Source organism: Chitinophaga qingshengii, assembly GCF_014529935.1.
GTDB lineage: Bacteria > Bacteroidota > Bacteroidia > Chitinophagales > Chitinophagaceae > Chitinophaga > Chitinophaga qingshengii.
Map to the genome: position 1 here is coordinate 915,067 of NZ_JACVFC010000001.1, position 17,429 is coordinate 932,495.

Here is a 17,429-nt window from a genome sequence, read left to right on the forward strand (position 1 = left end):
CTTACCTTTGCCGGGTATGAAACCACAGTTCCTGATAGCGGCACCCCATAGCGGCGCCGGTAAAACGACTATTACACTGGCACTGCTACGGGCACTGCAAAGGAGCGGCCGACGGGTACAACCTTTTAAATGTGGCCCCGACTATCTCGACCCCCAACTTCATACGATAGCAGCCGGGCAGGCCAGCATCAATCTCGACGCCTGGATGATGTCCGAAACACATTTGCAGGAACTATACCAGCGATACACCAGCGACGCAGCTATCAGCATTACAGAAGGCGTGATGGGACTTTTTGACGGCGCCCATAAGATGGAAGGCAGCAGCGCCGCGTTGGCGGCCTTGTTACGTATCCCGGTGATATTAGTGGTAGATGCCAGGGCGATGGCTTATTCCGCAGCAGCACTATTGTACGGGTACAAACATTTTTTCCGGGACATTACGCTGGCGGGTGTCATTTTTAATTTTGTTGATGCCCCCTCCCATTATCGGATATTACAGGAAGCGGCCGCAGATGTCGGCGTGCCGGTGCTGGGCTATCTGCCTGAGCGGCCGGATATCCGGATTCCTTCCCGGCACCTGGGGTTGCATACTTCTGCAGAAACCGATTACGATGCCATTATAGATGCCGCCGCTGATCACCTCAGCGGGCATATAGACCTCGAACTATTGCTGCAACAAACACTGCGGCCAGTGTCTGCAGCAGCTCCTACCCAAGCTGTTTCCACCGGCCGGTTAAAAATTGCCGTTGCACAGGATGAGGCCTTTCATTTCATCTACCCGGAAAATATTACTGCGTTGAAGCAGCTGGGCGATATTACCTATTTCAGTCCGTTAACAGCGGGCGCATTGCCAAACGCCGATCTGTTGTACCTCCCCGGCGGTTACCCGGAACTGCATCTTCCACAACTGGCCGGCAACACCGGTTTACTGCAACAGCTGCGCCAATACAAAGGCCGGATACTGGCCGAATGTGGCGGCATGATGTATCTCGGGGAACAAATCACCGATGAGAAAGGTGAGGCGTGGACGATGGCCGGTTTATTACCGGTTAGTACCACTATGCAGCCACCACGGCTATCGCTGGGTTACCGGGAAGTGCATATTGGTGATGTGGTGTTGAGAGGGCACGAATTTCACTATTCCCAATACATAAAAGCACCGGGTACAACGCAAACGGATATACGCGTATTGAATTCACGGCAGGAAACCGTGGATAGCCCTGTTTTTCACGGCCCGCGGATATTGGCAGGGTATATGCATTTTTATTGGGGAGATAATATCCGGGGATTATCACAGCTACTGGGAATTGACCGGGGATGATCACTTACCCTTCAGCTTTCCCAGCTTATACCAGGGAAAACCCAATGCGCCTTTGTGCATCTCGATGTTCACCGGGTCATTGATGTTCATTGCCTCGTACACCTCACTTCCTACGGAGAAAGATTTATTGGTTTTTACCGGTCCCCAGGGCAATACTGACAAGTGATAGCTGGTAGCTCTCCGCCTGCTGATCCATTTACCCGCCACGCTTGTCTGGTAATGATCTGTTTTACTGTTGTCAAAATAAACATTCAGAAAGGTAATTGACCCGAAAGCCACCATGACTAAAAATAAAGTAATGGCAACGACACCCCAGATTTTATAAGCCAGTTTGGGTTTCCATCCCTGGCTACAATAGATAGTGAGCACCACAAGCCCCGCGGTCACTATCAGCATCACCATCCATATATCTCCTGGTTGAACCAGGTATACATGGGCCGAATATATCAACAATCCGACACCGCAGCACATGATAGCCCAAACAATAGTGGGTAAGACTTCATGTTTCTCTACACTAATAGACAGGTAGCCTTTATGGTACCGCACCATCGCTAAAGCCGAGAGTGCCAGCAATATTAATAAAACAGGCAGCCAGGGAAGTTCATCTCTCAAAAAATAGGTCATGACGGCCAGCACGGTAGCGCTCACATTCAGGAAAATGGCCGTCTGTTTGGCACGTTTCATCTTTTCGGGGTCAATGGCTTTATAGGCTTCCACAACACGCGGATCGGCGTATTGTAGCCGCAGGTTCTGATAACGGCTGCTTACCCAATTAATAATTTCCCCCTGATTACGGCGGTAAAAAGAGACCTTAAACCTTCTCTTGCCTGGTATGTTCGATACCAGCACCAGTGTTTTGTTGATAATCCTGTAACCGTTTACATCCTGCCATAGCAGCTCCCGCTTGTATAAAAAGGACTTGTAAGTGATGCCATAACTATCGGAAGTAATCACGGACAGCCATTCATTACTGCAAAAGATCACTACCAGGCCAGAGAGGCATATAGATATCAGGCCGAATCCCCAGTCCTCGGAAGGTATCATGATCATGCTATAAATGGAAAGCAGTGGTATCAGCGCAAACGGCGTCAACAAACAAAACATAAAAATGCGAAAGCCGCGACGATAGGCGTACATATGCTGCATACAGGGTAACAATAAAAAGTCCGGCAACAAACATAAGGAAAAAACCTGTTTGTCGCCGGACTTTATAACTGCGTATATTTTATTACCTATTACTTAAACTGGTCGTCGCTGATATTGCCGTTGACCACAGCTTTCAGCACTTTTACGCTGGTATCGAAACCACCGGCAGTAGTGCGGTAGCGGAAGGGTATCCGTACACCGCTTACTTCCTGGTATTCGGAATAGTCCATCTGCACATTCGGCGCCGGCGCGCCTTCCTGTCCGCTGAGCGTCTGGGAGCGCACTTTCAGGCCTGACTGTACGCTGTAGTATTCTTTTAGCAGCGTGCCATTGGGCGTGGCAATAGTCAATACATAAGTATCTTCATCATTGATCTGCTCTGTTTGTGGCGCCAGTTCGACCTTTACGCCATCCGGCTTTTCGAGCCAGGACAGTTCGGGGAATAACTGCGTTCTGTCTTTCACCATGCCTTTTTCTGCAGGGCCCATGGGCACATCCCGGCCCATGGCGGATACTTTTACAGAATCGCCGTTGATAACTACCTTGCTCACAGCCGCATTTATAGCCGCCACCGTTACTTCCTGCCTGGCTTTGCCGGGTTGTTTGAACAGGGATTTAATTTCTACTTCCGTACCCTGGGTTTCTCCGGATGCTTCCATAGAAAAGGACGTCACCTGTTGCAGTTTGGCTTTACCACCAATAGCGTTGATATAGTGTTCCAGCACCGTAGTAGCCGTAGTACCGGCGGGAATGGGTTTACCGTTTTCCGCTTTCCAGCTGTTATTGGCCGGGTTGATATCCGGCATCTCCCCTTGCGGATCGATGACAACGCTGGACAGCTTTACTTTGGACGGATGATGATATACCCAGGTAGATCCGCGTTGCCATATTTCTACCGGTAATTTCACGGTATCCCGGTGGCCTTGTTCATCCCTGATGGTCATCACCACCGGCATAGGCAGTTTCTCCAGGTTCTGCAGGGTAATTGTAGCACCTTTAGCCGGATCATTACCGGCGTAGGTAACGCTTTTAACCGCCTGGTCCAGTTTCCAGGTATTAAAGAACCAGCCTTTCCAGAACCAGGCCAGGTCTTCACCTGCCGCGTTTTCCATGGAACGGAAGAAATCCCACGGAGTAGGATGTTTAAACGCCCAGCGTTTGATATATTCCCGGAAAGCGTAATCAAAACGCTCATGGCCGAGGATCTGGTCCCGCAATAGTTTGAGGCCCATGGCGGGTTTAAAATAAGCTGCAATGCCGTTGTACCGCAGCCCTATCACGTCCGGCGTGTTCATAATAGCTTCCGCATTGGCGCCGAACATCATAGGCGCCGCGCGTTGTGCGGACTGTTCGGAGTTGAATTCTCCTTTATTGAATTCCGCTGCCGCTACGCCGTTGATGAAGGTATTAAACCCTTCATCCATCCAGGCAAACTTACGTTCGTTGGAACCGACGATCATCGGGAACCAGTTGTGACCGAATTCGTGGCTGGTAACACCCCAAAGGCTTCCTTTGGCAGCCTTCCAGGAGCAAAATACGATACCGGGGTATTCCATACCCCCTACGACGCCTGCCACATTGGTGGCTACAGGATAGGTATAGGGATACCATTGTCTGGAATAATGCTCGATAGCGCCTTTTACAAATTCAGTAGAACGGCGCCAGGCAGCCGGATCAGCAGACTCCACCGGGTAAACGGATTGTGCCAGGGCTGTTTTCCCGCCGGGCAGGTTCATACGGGCAGCGTCCCAGATGAAGGCTTTGGAAGCAGCCCAGGCCACATCGCGGGTTTCCTTGCATACGAAATGCCAGGTACGGTTACCCTGCGCAGCCGCTTTAAAATCCACGGTATCGCGGATCATCACGGTAGCGTCGCTATTGCGGGCCTTAGCCATGCGCGAGGCTTCCGTGGGCGTGAGCACCTGCGCTTCATTCACCAAAGCACCGGAACCTACCACCACCATATTGGCCGGTGCGGTAATGGTATAATCAAAATTGCCGTATTCCAGGTAGAACTCGGAGGCGCCCAGGTAAGGAATATTATTCCAGCCGGACACATCATCATATACGGCCATACGGGGGTACCATTGGGCAATTTCGTATATCCATCCGTGACGGGTATTCAGCCGGCCTGTACGGTCGGTGCCATACTCTGAAATGGCGTAACTATAGTCGATTTTCAGCTGGACACTGCCGCCGGGTTTCAGGGCTTCTGCCAACCGGACCTGCATACGGGTATCATCTACCAGGTATTTAGCGGCGCTGCTCTTACCATTGGTCACCAGGTCTACCGATTTCAGCTCGAAACCATTGGTATAGGCCCGGTTGGCAAAACGCTCGCTGGTAGCGGACACCGTAGCGCTGCCACGGGAGTCTTTGCGGTATACGTTCTGGTCCATCTGCAGCCAGATAAACGGCAGATGATCAGGGCTGTTATTTTTATAGGTGATCCACAAGGAGCCGGATATACGGTGCTGCACTGTGTCCAGCGTGACCGTTATCTTATAATCGGCAGCATTTTGCCAATATTTCGGTCCGGGCTGTCCTCCCGCACTGCGGTACTCATTTCCATTGAATGGATAAAACAAAGGAGAAAATGCCTCATGCTGGTCATAGTTGGAAACCGGCGTGTTCTGCGACAGACAAGGCTGTGCTATTCCGCACAGCAGCAGGGAGGCCAGAGAATAGAGCTTGCGTAGTTTCATCTGGTTGCGATATAATTAGATTTTGTGCTCTCTAAATATACTGCGATTTGGGGATTTTGACCTATACGGATTTTAACTGTTATGGTTGTTTTATGGATTACCCTGGTGTAAAAAGTACTTTTGGGCTTAATGCTGTTTAGCATATCGCACAACAGCATAAAACAAGTACTGTCAAGTTTAAAAGAAAAGCGGACATCTCAAAAAGGATCGTTTTGAGACACCGCCTCATGGGTCAAAAATGGATAAAGGCCGGCTATTCAATTGCGAAACACACCAACATAGAGACATATCGGTCCTCCACCGGATTAGCACGGGCACGGCTAGCCCATCCCGACATCATTAAGATGACGGCCAGTATTATTTTCTTCATCGTTTAAAAGTTGGATGGTGAAAGATAATGCTAGGCAATCGTAAAGAGGAAGGAGGCAACGATCATCCATGCACCAACGATTATACCCAATATACCCAGTTGTCCTTGTTTGGGAGCCACTTTTGCCCGGATTTGCGCCGTCTTTTCCCGGGCCTTTTCGTTGCCGGAAAGAAAGAGCTTATTGATAAGCGGAAATCCTAACAGGAAACCCAGACATGCCTCCACCAGGCTGCCTGCCGTCAACGTGATCCACCAGATGGGCGCCGCGGTGAGCCAGCGCAGGTTTAAAACTGCTGTAATAAGCCCCCATATCCCCCAGAAACAGAAAATAATTCCTATCCACCCCTGGTAAGGCTCCACTTTTTCCAGCAACTCCTTTGCGTTGGGTTTCTTAGATAAAATCAGGGAAGGAACGGCAATAATACTCAGCAGGATTAATGTGATTCCGTAGATCATAGCATTACATTTTTTAGTTACAGGATGCTTTTTGTTATGCAACAAAGGTAGCCCCGTACGATCCCGGCAACAACATCCTATTCAGTGAAATTCAACACCCTGTTTTCAGGGGGTTAACCGAGAAGGCCTAGTTTGACGGCGTACCTCGTGAGACCGGCCAGATTGCGTACTTTCAGCTTCAGGATGAGGTTTTTCCGGTAACTTTCAATCGTATGTTTGCTAAGAAAAAGTTTGTCTGCGATTTCCTGGGTAGTGTATTCTTCCGCGATCAATTTCAGTACATCTCTTTCGCGGGAAGTGAGCATTTCAAGCGTTTCTTTTTCCTTATTAAAGACGCTTTTGAGATAGGCTTGTTTTACAGATTCGGAAAAATATTTCCCTCCTTTGAGGATCATTTTGACCGCTTCCAGCAATTCGCCGGAATCCGCATTTTTGGATAAAAAGCCGTCCACATGATGCTGGATAAGCGTATCAATCATATTCGTATCAGTGTGCATACTTACGACGAGCGTACTGATCTCCGGTCTTTTTTCCTTGATATAATTATTCAGTGTTATACCGTCCATATCCGGCATACTGATATCGGTGATCACAAGATCGACTTGTTCTTCCGGATGCTGATCGATATAGTTCACGACCTGCCTGCCATTATGCGCATAGTAGAGTACATGAAAATCCTTCTCCTGTGTTATTAACCTGATAAGGCCTTCCAGGAATAATTTATGATCATCGGCGAGAATAATATTATGCTTCATGAGATGCTTGATTTAAAGGTATTTCAATGTCAATAACAGTACCTTTTGAAGGGAAAGAGTTGATAGAAAATATACCGTCGAATAATTTCAATCGCTCACGAATATTCTGAAATCCGAAGCCATATTTCACCGTATCCACGGAAAATCCCTGACCGTTATCTTCAAACAATAATTGCAGTGTGCTGTCCATCCGGGTCAGCTGTATCTCTATTTTTGAAGCCTGGCTGTGTTTTTGGGCATTGGTGATCAGCTCCTGGATAATTTTATAAATCTCCACTTTCAGCGTGGTTTCGATCCGGTCTATTTCCTCACCGGGAAAGGCATGGAAGGTAATAGTGGCATTACCCGCCCCATCGAATTGCCTGATATAACCGGAAATGAGTTCGGTAAAACCTGTATGGCTGAACTTTTGGGGAACAAGATCATGGGAAAGATCACGTACCTGGCGGTAGGTATCGTCTACCTGACGGATTAGTGTTTCCAGACTATTCATTCCCTTTTGGTTGGAGAGCTGGAGTTTGATAGCAGCGAGATTACCGCCGATGCTGTCATGCAGTTCACCCGCGATCCGTTTCCGTTCCTTTTCCTGTCCGCTAACGGAAGCCTTCAGCAATTCCAGTTCTTTATCTTTCAGTAATGCTGCTATTTGCTGCCGGTTCATTTCCTCCAGGGTCGTGTTTAGTTTACTTTGGGCCTGAAGTTTCTGATAATACACATACAGCAACGCGATGATAGGCATCAGTATGACAAGAAACCCGATGAGCAGGCTGTATTGTACTGTTTTCTGATAGTTTAATTCGTTCTCCTTATTTAGGATCTCTTTTTCTTTCCGGGCAGTCTGGTATTTTATTTCGAGTTCGTTGATCTCCTTTTTATTCTGCCTGTCCAATACCTCCCGGTAAACCGCCTGGTACCGGGTCATAAGCGCATAAGCGTTTTTATAGTCGTCCGTTACCGCGTGCAGCGTACGCAGACTATTCAATACCTTCAATTGGGCCTCCAGATCGTTCCACTGAAGCGCGTTCGTATATACCAGCGACAATAAGACTTTTGCGTTATCATAATCTTTCCGGGCCATCAACAGGTCACCCATCCGTTGTCCTGCCCTGATATACAGATCAAAAAACTGGTGCTGCTGTGCACTGTCCTTTACTTCGTTGTAAATGAGATATGCTTCGTCGGTTTGTTGATTCAATTCCGCAATAATACCCAATGTCAGCCTCGCCTGCAGTTCTTTTTTCTCCAGGTGTTGCTGCCGGAAATAAGCCAATGCCTTTTCTGTATACTGTTTTGCCTGGCGCAGGTCTTTCCGTTCGAGAAAAATGGCACCCAGCCGCTCATACACTATCTGTTTCAATTGCTCGTCCGGACTTACGCTCAGCAGATCGTTGTAAGCTGCTATGGCTTTATCGTAATCATGACGGGCGGCATATACGTTGGCGATACCCAATCTGTAATCATTAACAGCGTTCCGGTTGTCCAGCGATTCCGCCATCCTGACGCCCTGAAGATAAAGGCGTAAAGCCTCGTCATACAGCCCTTCCTCACTATAGGCGTTGCCTAGTGCAAGATAAAGGGGAATTTGAAAGGCAAGTTTATCACCCGATGAAAGATCACTCCGGTCAAGCTCACCGATCAACTGATTGGTATAAAAGATGACCGAGTCTGTAGTGCCATGAGCAGCATGAAAAGCCAGTAGTGGCTGCATGGCCTGTATTCTTGCCCCAATACCGGTAGTGAGCTGTACTTTCCGCAACAGGGAATCGGGTGTCTTTACAGGTACGTCGCCGTAACCGGTGAAAGCAGTCCCATTTTGCGCCCAACAGGGGTAAAAAATGGACAATGAGCTGGCAAAAAGCAGTACCATCAAGCTATTTCGTCCGATTCGGGCGGCTATATTTATTGCTACAATCAAAAAAATATGGCAGTTTAGAAAGGGAAGATAGTAATTAAACAAAAGCCACATAACTTTTAGAGGTATACGGTCAACATCAACCTAAAGAGAAACAGGCGCCACCATTACGAAAATCTTTTTAGTAAATCAGCTTTTTAGAAGTGATATCCCAACACCGCTACACTGATCAGATCAGGCCAACAAACATGACATTGCAAGGGAGTGTAAAACAAACAGTATTAAAGAAAAGGGCTGACCAAAAAGGTCAGCCCCATTTCAAATCATCAGACTATTTCTGCCACCAAACTTTAGTAGCGATTTCATCGCCTCCCATGGCCTGTACTACATTTTGGTAGTTGGCCGCATTAATGGTTTGTACAATGATCGGGAATTTCATGCGGGCAGGCATATTCCTGTCGGCCGGAATCCCTTCACCACGGGGCAGCACCGGGAAACCGGTACGGCGGTATTCAAACCACTGTTGCATGTCGTTGAAGAACAAGGCGAAATATTTCTGGGTAAGTACCTGCTCAGGCGTATTGTTAAATGCGATGCCCGGGCGGGTCAGGAAATCGGCGGGTACCGGCACATTCCAGAAGGTAACCGAGGCTTTCACCCCATTTTCGTAAGCCGTTTGTGCGTTACCGGTAGCATAGCCACGCATGATCGCTTCGGCCCGGATCAATTCCACTTCTGCATAAGTCATAATCGTACCGATCAGGTTCGATTTTTTCAGGTCGGCATTCAGCGTAGCGGCAACGATGTTGGTCACCTGGTCGAACTGCTCCGGTTTATAACCGCTGGGAATACCTCTGTATACACCGTCGCTGGCTTTTTTGCACCATACCGGCAGCCTGGGGTCGTTCCAGGAGGTCAGTTTATCAGCGAAGAAAGTGGACAGTGCGCGGTCGCCGTTAAAATCGTAATCACGGGCGCTGAAGAACGGATTCTGGAATGGTTTGATGTTGGTATACTTCAACACAGCAGACTCGTCGTTGTTAGCCATTACCGGGTATTTATCCGGAGCGGCCAGCATGTTACCCAGTTCCTGGCGGGCTTCCGGCGATTTATGGGCGATACGCATCAGCAACCGCAGGCGCAGGGAGTTACACAGTTTTTTCCATTTGATGATGTTAGCGGGAACGGCTACACTGTTAAACAACAGATCATCGCCCTGCTCCACGCCTTTGCTGCCGTTGGTAACGAACAAGCGGTTAGCCGTATCCAGTTTGGCGATCAGGTCGCGGTAGATATCCTGCTGGGGATCAAAGCGGTTTTGCAGCTGATTTTCCGGATACCCGCGCAGGGCGTCCTGGTAGGGAATATCACCATATATATCGGTGAGGTTCTGGAAAAGCCAGGCCCACAGGGTGAGCGCTACCGCTTCACTGTTAGGCTCCGCAGCCAGTTTGGCGGAAGTGCGCATATCTCTCACGTTGTTCAGGGTGAGGTAGTAGTTCTCCCAGGGATAATCGGATTCCGTGTTTTTGATGAAGTACCGGTGCAAGTCGGTGGTAGAGATTTCCGTTACCGTTACCTGCATCAATTCATTATTAATACGATGCGATTCTCTCAGGCCGGTATTCACCCCATCGAACAGGATCGCGTTGAGGAAGTTGCCCGCCGGTACCACTTTCAGTGTTTCCGGGTTATGCTGCATGTCCTCGAAATTTTTAGTACAGGCTACGCTTGTGCATAGTCCCAGCGCGACACCCATATAAATAAAATACTTTTTCATATATGCCTGTATGTTGTATTAGAAGTTGAGTTTTACGTTTACGCCCATGGTACGGGTAGAAGGGAATTGACCTGTTTCAAACCCTGGTACAATGGAAGAGCTGTTCAGTGTGGCGGTTTCCGGATCGAAAGCCGGGAAGTTGGACCATACGAAAAGATCGCGGCCATATACGCTTACTGCTGCCCCTCTGATAAAAGAACGGCCAAACAGGCTGGCAGGAATGTTATAGCTCAGCACCATTTCACGCAGCTTCACATAGGAGGCGTCGAAGGTGTTGGACTCTACGTTGTTACGGTCATAGATAGCGTTGTAGTATTGGTCCATGTTGGTGACCAGTACATTGTTCGGCACATATTTACCGTTAGCGTCCAGCATCACGCCTTCCCCTACGAGGCCATTATCACGGCCGGGCAGTGTGGACTTGATTTTACCTTGTTCAGCCAGGATAGCGTGTGTGAGGGAGTAAATCTTACCACCTTTGCGCATATCGAACAGTACGGACAGGGACAGGTTTTTGTAGGTGAACTGGTTGTTCAGGCCGCCTCTCCAGTCGGGGTTGGCATTACCACGGAAAGTAGCTTCAGAAGACAGTTGTGCGAGGCCGTTTTTGAATACGATCTGACCATCGGGGCTGCGTTGGAAACCGATGCCGTACAGTTCTCCCAGCGGGTGGCCTTCTCTCGCTTCCAGCGTACCTCTCGGTCCTTCTGCGATGATCAGGGAAGTACCTACTTCAGGATTCAGTTTAATAACTTCGTTGCGGTTGCGGGACCAGTTAACGGTAGATTTCCATTGGAAATTTTTCAATTTCACGGGTGTTACGTTCAGCATCACCTCTACGCCCCGGTTTTCCACGATACCCACGTTAGCCAGCTGGTATTCATAACCGGTAGAACGGTCGATCGGTACGGCAGAGATCTGGTTGATAGCGCGCTGACGGTACCAGGTAACGTCGAAGCCTACACGGTTTTTAAAGAGTTTCCACTCGGTACCCAATTCCAGGGCGTTGTTACGTTGTGGTTGCAGGTTCGGGTTGGGGATAGTGTTGGGATTGGCCATGGTACCGGTGATAGAACCGGCTTCATAGTCTTTTTCCAGGGAGTAGGTCCCAAATGGCGCATCGAATCCAACGCTGGCGTAGGAAGTACGCAATTTAGCATAGGATACAAAAGAAGGCAGTTGCAGCATTTCACTCAGCACGGCGCTGGCAGCAATGGACGGATAATAGAACACATTGTTTTGCAGCGGCAGGGTGCTGGACTGGTCCCTGCGGAGTGTCATATCCAGGAACAGTTTATTTTTCCAGGAAGTGTTCACGAAAGCATACAGGCTGTTTACCTGTGCCACCGGGCGGGAAGAGCTGGACAGTACCGGGTCTTTACTGTTGGCCAGGTTGTATACGCCTACCGCAGCCAGTTTATCGGCACGTTGGTTGGTATAATAACGGCGTTGGTTACGAACGTTACCGCCTACACTGGCGATGATGTTAAAGTCCGCGCCGATATTTTTATTATAACGCAGCAGGAAGTCGTTGTTATTCTCGTAGTTCAATACGGTCTGCTGACGGTACATACCATCCTGGAATTTCTGTGTATTCTTCGGGCGGCGCTGGTTACGGAATTCGTAGCCCATATCAAGACCACCGCGGAGCATCAGTTCCAGGTTATCGAGAATTTTATATTTCGCCATCACGTTACCGGTTACGTTGTGCCGGTTGGAGGCATTGATCATTTCATTGACAATCAGGTACGGGTTATCGATCAGGGAGCTGAAAGGGTGGTTCTGCTCCACTCCTTCCTTACCTGGTTTCCAGTAAGGCTGGTACCAGTTCAGGTCGATATTGGGATTCTGGAAGTTGATGAAATAGGCGATAGACTGGTTGTTGTAACCGGAGTTAGGCAGGTTGTCCGCTATCTTGTTCGTATAGTCGATTTTGGTAGATACGGAGATTTTTTTGCTTACCTGGGTGTTGCCGGAGAATGAGATGGTGTAACGTTTATAGCCGGTATTAGGCATGATCCACTCATTTTTCATGTGCGTGAAGCTCAGGCGCATGTCACCTTTATCGTTGCTGCCGGACAGGGCTACCGTATTGGTATTGCTTACACCGGTACGGAAAAAGTCCTTACGGTTATTTTTATAAGGCACCCAGGGCGTACGTTCTGTTCTTACACCGTTGGCATCCATAGGGGAATTGAACTGGAAGTAGGACTGACCGTCGAACTTAGGTCCCCAGGCGGAGCTGGTGGAGGCAGTATTGCCGCCGTCAGCTGTTTTACCGTAGGAATAATATTTGGCGTTGCCGGTACCCTGGCCATATTCATATTGGTAGTCGGGCCAGTTGTTGATTTGATCGAAAGCGAGGTTGCTGCTAACGGTCACGCCCATACCTTTTGTATTGCGGGTACCGTGTTTGGTGGTGATGATGATAGCGCCACCTGCACCGCGCGCACCATAGAGCGCTGCCGCGCTGGGGCCTTTCAGTACGTTGATGGATTCAATATCATCCGGGTTGATATCAGTGAGGGCGGAGCCGAAGTCGATGGGGCTGTCGTTGCCGAGGTAGCCCTGGTGACCGGTACCATTGAAGGATTTGCTCACGATCACACCATCAACCACGAGGATGGCTTCACCGCCTTGTCCGTCGAGGATGCTTTCGCCGCGGAGTACGATGCGGCTGCTACCCATTGGTCCGCCGGCTTTAGTGAGATTGAGGCCTGCCACTTTGCCGCTGAGGGCATTCACAAAACCATTGGTAGGCGCGGCGCTCACAGCGCTGCCATCCAGTTTTTGCGTAGCGAAGCCAAGGCTTTTCTCCTCACGGGAAATACCCAACGCCGTTACCACAACGCCGTTCAGCTCGCGGCTATTTTGTTTCAGGGTTATTTTGATGGCATCTTCTTTCCCCGTGACGGTATACTTTTCTGTTGTAAAGCCCATATATGAAAAGATGAGGGTGCTGCCGGCCGTGGTTTTCACGGAGAACACGCCACCTGCATCCGTAGTACCCAGCATTTTGCCGCGTTGGTCGATGATGCTGACGCCGGGTAACGGCGTGTTGCTTTCATCGGTTACTTTACCCTGTACCACCTGGATATCGTTGGTAACGCCGGTAGCAGCGGGGTTGTACTTCACAGATACCTGATTACCTTCCAGGAGGAACTGCAGGCCGTAATTTTTTTGCAGGTACTCCAGGGCAGCTTTTACGTTGGACTGGTGGAAGCTGATGTGGTCTACCTTTACTTTTTCCAGTGCCTGTTGCTGGTAGGAGAAATGGTAACCGGGCGCCTGTTTTTGCAGGCTGGCCACTACCATTGCCAGGTTGGAGCCGTGCAGTTCCATCTGGATGGCCTGGGCCTGTACCTGGGCACTCATTACAGCTACCAGTGCCAATGACCAGCAACCAATCTTTGCGCGGTATTGCCATCCGGAAACTGGTTGGAACCAACGTTGCAGATTCTTTTTCATACTGTTTTTTTGAAGTTTTGTTTGCTTTACAGGAATAAATAGTATCCCCTGCATCGCTTTTGCGACGCATCACATGACCATGCAGGGTAAGTATGTTTGTTATTTTATGAAGATGCTGTCTGCCCGCTGCCGGAAATCAAGCTCCCAGATAAAAGCCAGGTGCTGTAAGACTTTTGGCAGATCGTTGACCGGGAAATCGGCCGTTACTGTTTGTTGTTGTGGTTTGCCGGTATAGATAAAATGCAGTCCATATGTATTTTCAAGTTGTAGTAATACTTCTTTAAATGGTGTGTTGACAAAGCTCAGTTGTCCTTTGCGCCAGCTGTCGGCCTTTGCGGGTATTAGTTGTGTGACCGTTGTTTGACGGGATTGTTTATCGAATACCAGCAGCTGTCCGGGTGAAAGGATTTTTTCTCCGGCGAGGCTGTCGCAGGTAACGCCTATTTTACCGCTTTGCAGGGCGATGCGGGTTTCTCCGGCGCCGGGCAAGGCGTTTACGTTAAAGGCGGTACCGTATACCCTGGCCGTGGTATTGCCAGCCTGTACAATAAAGGGGCGGTTAGCATCCGGATGGATTTCGAAGAAAGCCTCTCCTGCCAGTTCCACCTGCCTGTTTTTTTGATTGTAGGAAGATGCATAACGAACCACCGCATGTTTGTTGAGCGTTACGGTAGATGCATCCGGCAATTGGATGGTACGTACCCCGTTGCTGTCGTTACGGATTTCCGTCCAGGCCAATGGCTGGGAAGCCGGTGCGGACCATGTCCACCAGGCGGCGCCGGCAATGGCAGCCACACAGGCCGCTGCCGCAGCACTTGCCAGCCAGCGCCATTTTGCTTTACGGGCCGGCGACAGGGCGATCACCTGTGAAGCCAGATGGCGGCGTTGTTCCTCCGTAGAGGTTTGTGCGATGGCCTCCCAGTGTTGTTCCATGAACCGGTCGATCCATTCGGCGCCTTGCTCATCCAGCCACCGTTGCACCTGTCTGGCTTCTTCTGCCGGACAATGCCCCTGGAAATATTTGATGATACGTTCCTGATCCATTTTCGTATAATGTTTCCCGATAGTTTATTATCTTTCCGGAAACCGCGTTTGATAAATACACGTATACAACGGGAAATGCCTATACAAAAAAAGCTGGCTTAACAATTTGTTAATCTACGGGCAGTTAACGTTCGCTGTAATTTTGTGGCACACAAAAAACAATATGTCATTGGCACATCAACAGGAAGAAAGGCTGCAGCGGATAATAGACCAGACCTATGACAAACTTTTTGGGATATTGTTCGCACTTTGCAAAGATCATGATCTGTGTGCAGACCTGGTACAACAGGCTTATATCAAGGTATGGGAAAACCTGGACAGTATCCGGGACGATGAAAAAATAATTGCCCTGTTAAAGGTGTATGGCAGAAATCTGTTTTTGGATGAATTGCGTAAAAAAGCACGCCAGGAGCAGGCTTTATCGCAATATACCCCCGAGAGCATGTCCCCTTCCCCGGAAGAGAAATTATTGGAACAGGAACTGCAACGCAAACTGCAAACCACTATTAACCGGCTGCCTGCACAACAGCAACAGATTTTCCGGTTGCATAAAGAACATGCATTCAGCTATAAACAGATATCCACCCAACTCAATATTACTACGGGGACGATTGAAACGCAGATGAACCGGGCATTGAAGTTCCTGCGAAAGGAACTGGGACGGTAGTTCCCGCAAAGGCGCAAAGCAGCAAAGAGCGCAAAGTTTTTTGTTACGTTTTTTAAGAAAGCAAAGGAGCGAAGATCAAAGTATTGATTTTCGCTCCTTTGCTTTCTTATATTCGCTTATATCATCTTTGCGCTCTTTGCTGCTTTGCGCCTTTGCGGGACTATTGAAATAATTTCTTTACATGTTTGAGCCGGAAGGCGAAAACAATGCTGAGTACTCCCGTCACCCAGAATGCCGCTGCCATTACGCCCAGGATAGTGGCCACCCCCAGGGCGGGGTTATCCAATATCACGATGGCAATCATGATCAGGATGATCCCTCCTAACAGCACCCAGCCCCAGTTAGGGATTTTGTCGGTGCTCAGCGCAATCGCGAATACAATCAGGCTGATCCCTTTGAACATAAACCAGAAACCCAGGAAAATGGGAATGACGGCCATGCTGATAGCGGGATACAGCATGAGGATGAAGCCCACTACCAGGTCTATAATACCTGATGCCAGCGACCATCCCCACCCGTGCATGGAGCGCCGGTTGCCCGTAGCGAAGATGATTTCAAAGATGCCGGTTACGAACAGGGTTACACTAAAAAAGATGCTGAGCAGTACATAGCTGCTGAATGGGTTATTGAAGACAATGAAGCCGGCAATAATGAAGATAATACCGTTGAGCAGATAAAGCCACCAGTACTTTACATTGTTGCGAATAGCTGACAGGACCTGTGACATATATTAGTTTAATTTAAATGACATAAATTAATTATAATACAATGACAATACATATATTACCAACAGCTATCTGGTGAAAAAGTTCATATAAACGTTCCTGGGATTCGCGGGTGAAATGCCCTAACTTTGTCAAAATGATTTAAATCATAAATTTAATACAACGCGGAAACTATATTTGCAGAATGAATAAGGCGATCAAGCAAGACAGAAAGTCACCAAATTGGTGGCATCAAGTGGACTTCCTGGGGATTCATGCCATTCCCCTATTGGCGTTTTTTACCGGCACCACCGCATTTGACTGGATACTGTGTGGTGTATTGTACGTAGTGCGCATGTTTTTCGTAACAGCCGGTTATCACCGGTATTTTTCGCATCGTGCTTTTAAGACCTCGAGATTCTTTCAGTTTATCCTTGCAGGCGGTGCACAGAGCAGCTTACAGAAGGGCGCCCTCTGGTGGTCTGCCAATCACCGTATTCACCACAAACACAGTGATACACCGGAAGATCCTCACTCTGCTAATATTTACGGGATCTGGTACGCCCATATCGGCTGGATCATGGGACCCGAGTATAAGCCTACCCGTTTCGACCTGATTAAAGACCACAAGGCCAAAGAACTGTTCTGGCTCAATAAATGGCATATGGTACCTGCCGTTATACTGGCGGTAGCCGTATATTTTGTTGGTAACAAAGTCAATGGCACCGGATGGTTTGACTGGACAGCCGGTTTATCGACCTTATTGATCGGCTTCTTCCTGAGCACCGTGATCCTGTATCATGGTACTTTCACCATCAACTCCCTGATGCACAAAATTGGTAACCAACGTTACTATACCGGTGATCAATCCCGCAACAGCCTGGTGCTGGCGCTGATTACACTGGGTGAAGGCTGGCATAACAACCACCACTACTATCAGAGCGCTGCCCGTCAGGGTTTCTACTGGTGGGAAATCGACATCAGCTATTATGTGATTAAAACATTAGGCTGGCTGGGCATCGTATGGGACATCCGCCCTGTACCGGCTAAAGTACAGAACAGCAATAAACTGAAAGATATTAAAGCGGGTCATGCAGTAGCACAACCAGAACTGCAGGATTAGACTTTATCTGATATTATCTATAAAAAAGAAGACCGGAG

The 17,429-nt window shown here is 48.7% G+C and carries 12 protein-coding genes; 3 read left to right on the forward strand and 9 right to left on the reverse strand.

Going from position 1 to position 17,429, the window contains the following annotated elements; translation table 11 throughout:
- The first annotated feature begins 16 nt into the window (after positions 1 to 16).
- The gene (locus ICL07_RS03165; RefSeq protein ID WP_188086490.1) at positions 17 to 1,321 is read left to right on the forward strand and encodes a cobyrinic acid a,c-diamide synthase CobB; all 1,305 of its coding nucleotides are present in this window, start codon (positions 17 to 19) and stop codon (positions 1,319 to 1,321) included.
- Here the strand turns inward: ICL07_RS03165 and ICL07_RS03170 are convergent, their stop codons facing one another.
- The 8 genes from ICL07_RS03170 to ICL07_RS03205 all read right to left on the reverse strand — a co-directional run bounded on the left by ICL07_RS03170 (position 1,322) and on the right by ICL07_RS03205 (position 14,897).
- A complete protein-coding gene (locus ICL07_RS03170; protein ID WP_188086491.1) occupies positions 1,322 to 2,467 on the reverse strand; it encodes a hypothetical protein in 1,146 nt (381 codons plus the stop codon).
- An 89-nt stretch (positions 2,468 to 2,556) separates the two neighbouring features.
- Positions 2,557 to 5,172 (reverse strand): M1 family metallopeptidase, encoded by a 2,616-nt coding sequence (locus ICL07_RS03175; protein WP_188086492.1) that lies wholly within the window; start codon positions 5,170 to 5,172, stop codon positions 2,557 to 2,559.
- Positions 5,173 to 5,572: 400 nt separating this feature from the next.
- Complete coding sequence (locus ICL07_RS03180; protein ID WP_188086493.1) at positions 5,573 to 5,998, reverse strand: hypothetical protein; 426 nt, start codon at positions 5,996 to 5,998, stop codon at positions 5,573 to 5,575.
- 113 nt (positions 5,999 to 6,111) lie between these two features.
- Positions 6,112 to 6,753, reverse strand: a complete 642-nt coding sequence (locus tag ICL07_RS03185; protein ID WP_188086494.1) for a response regulator — start codon at positions 6,751 to 6,753, stop codon at positions 6,112 to 6,114.
- Positions 6,743 to 8,620 carry a tetratricopeptide repeat-containing sensor histidine kinase gene (locus ICL07_RS03190; RefSeq protein ID WP_188086495.1) on the reverse strand — a complete coding sequence of 626 codons (1,878 nt, stop codon included), beginning with the start codon at positions 8,618 to 8,620 and terminating at the stop codon, positions 6,743 to 6,745. Before ICL07_RS03190 ends, ICL07_RS03185 begins: the two co-directional genes overlap by 11 nt.
- A 316-nt stretch (positions 8,621 to 8,936) precedes the next feature.
- On the reverse strand, positions 8,937 to 10,385 hold the full coding sequence (locus ICL07_RS03195; RefSeq protein ID WP_188086496.1) for a SusD/RagB family nutrient-binding outer membrane lipoprotein: 1,449 nt from the start codon (positions 10,383 to 10,385) through the stop codon (positions 8,937 to 8,939).
- 18 nt (positions 10,386 to 10,403) lie between these two features.
- A complete protein-coding gene (locus ICL07_RS03200) occupies positions 10,404 to 13,853 on the reverse strand; it encodes a SusC/RagA family TonB-linked outer membrane protein (protein WP_188086497.1) in 3,450 nt (1,149 codons plus the stop codon).
- A 99-nt stretch (positions 13,854 to 13,952) separates the two neighbouring features.
- The gene (locus ICL07_RS03205; RefSeq protein WP_188086498.1) at positions 13,953 to 14,897 is read right to left on the reverse strand and encodes a FecR family protein; all 945 of its coding nucleotides are present in this window, start codon (positions 14,895 to 14,897) and stop codon (positions 13,953 to 13,955) included.
- Between the two features lie 169 nt (positions 14,898 to 15,066).
- Between ICL07_RS03205 and ICL07_RS03210 the strand changes: the two genes are divergently transcribed.
- A complete protein-coding gene (locus tag ICL07_RS03210; protein ID WP_188086499.1) occupies positions 15,067 to 15,564 on the forward strand; it encodes an RNA polymerase sigma factor in 498 nt (165 codons plus the stop codon).
- Positions 15,565 to 15,724: 160 nt separating this feature from the next.
- Here ICL07_RS03210 and ICL07_RS03215 read toward each other — a convergent pair whose 3' ends face one another.
- Entirely contained in the window at positions 15,725 to 16,291 is a 567-nt protein-coding gene (locus ICL07_RS03215) for an HdeD family acid-resistance protein (protein WP_188086500.1), read from the reverse strand.
- Between the two features lie 182 nt (positions 16,292 to 16,473).
- Between ICL07_RS03215 and ICL07_RS03220 the strand changes: the two genes are divergently transcribed.
- The gene (locus tag ICL07_RS03220; RefSeq protein ID WP_188086501.1) at positions 16,474 to 17,391 is read left to right on the forward strand and encodes an acyl-CoA desaturase; all 918 of its coding nucleotides are present in this window, start codon (positions 16,474 to 16,476) and stop codon (positions 17,389 to 17,391) included.
- The last annotated feature ends 38 nt before the right edge of the window (positions 17,392 to 17,429 follow it).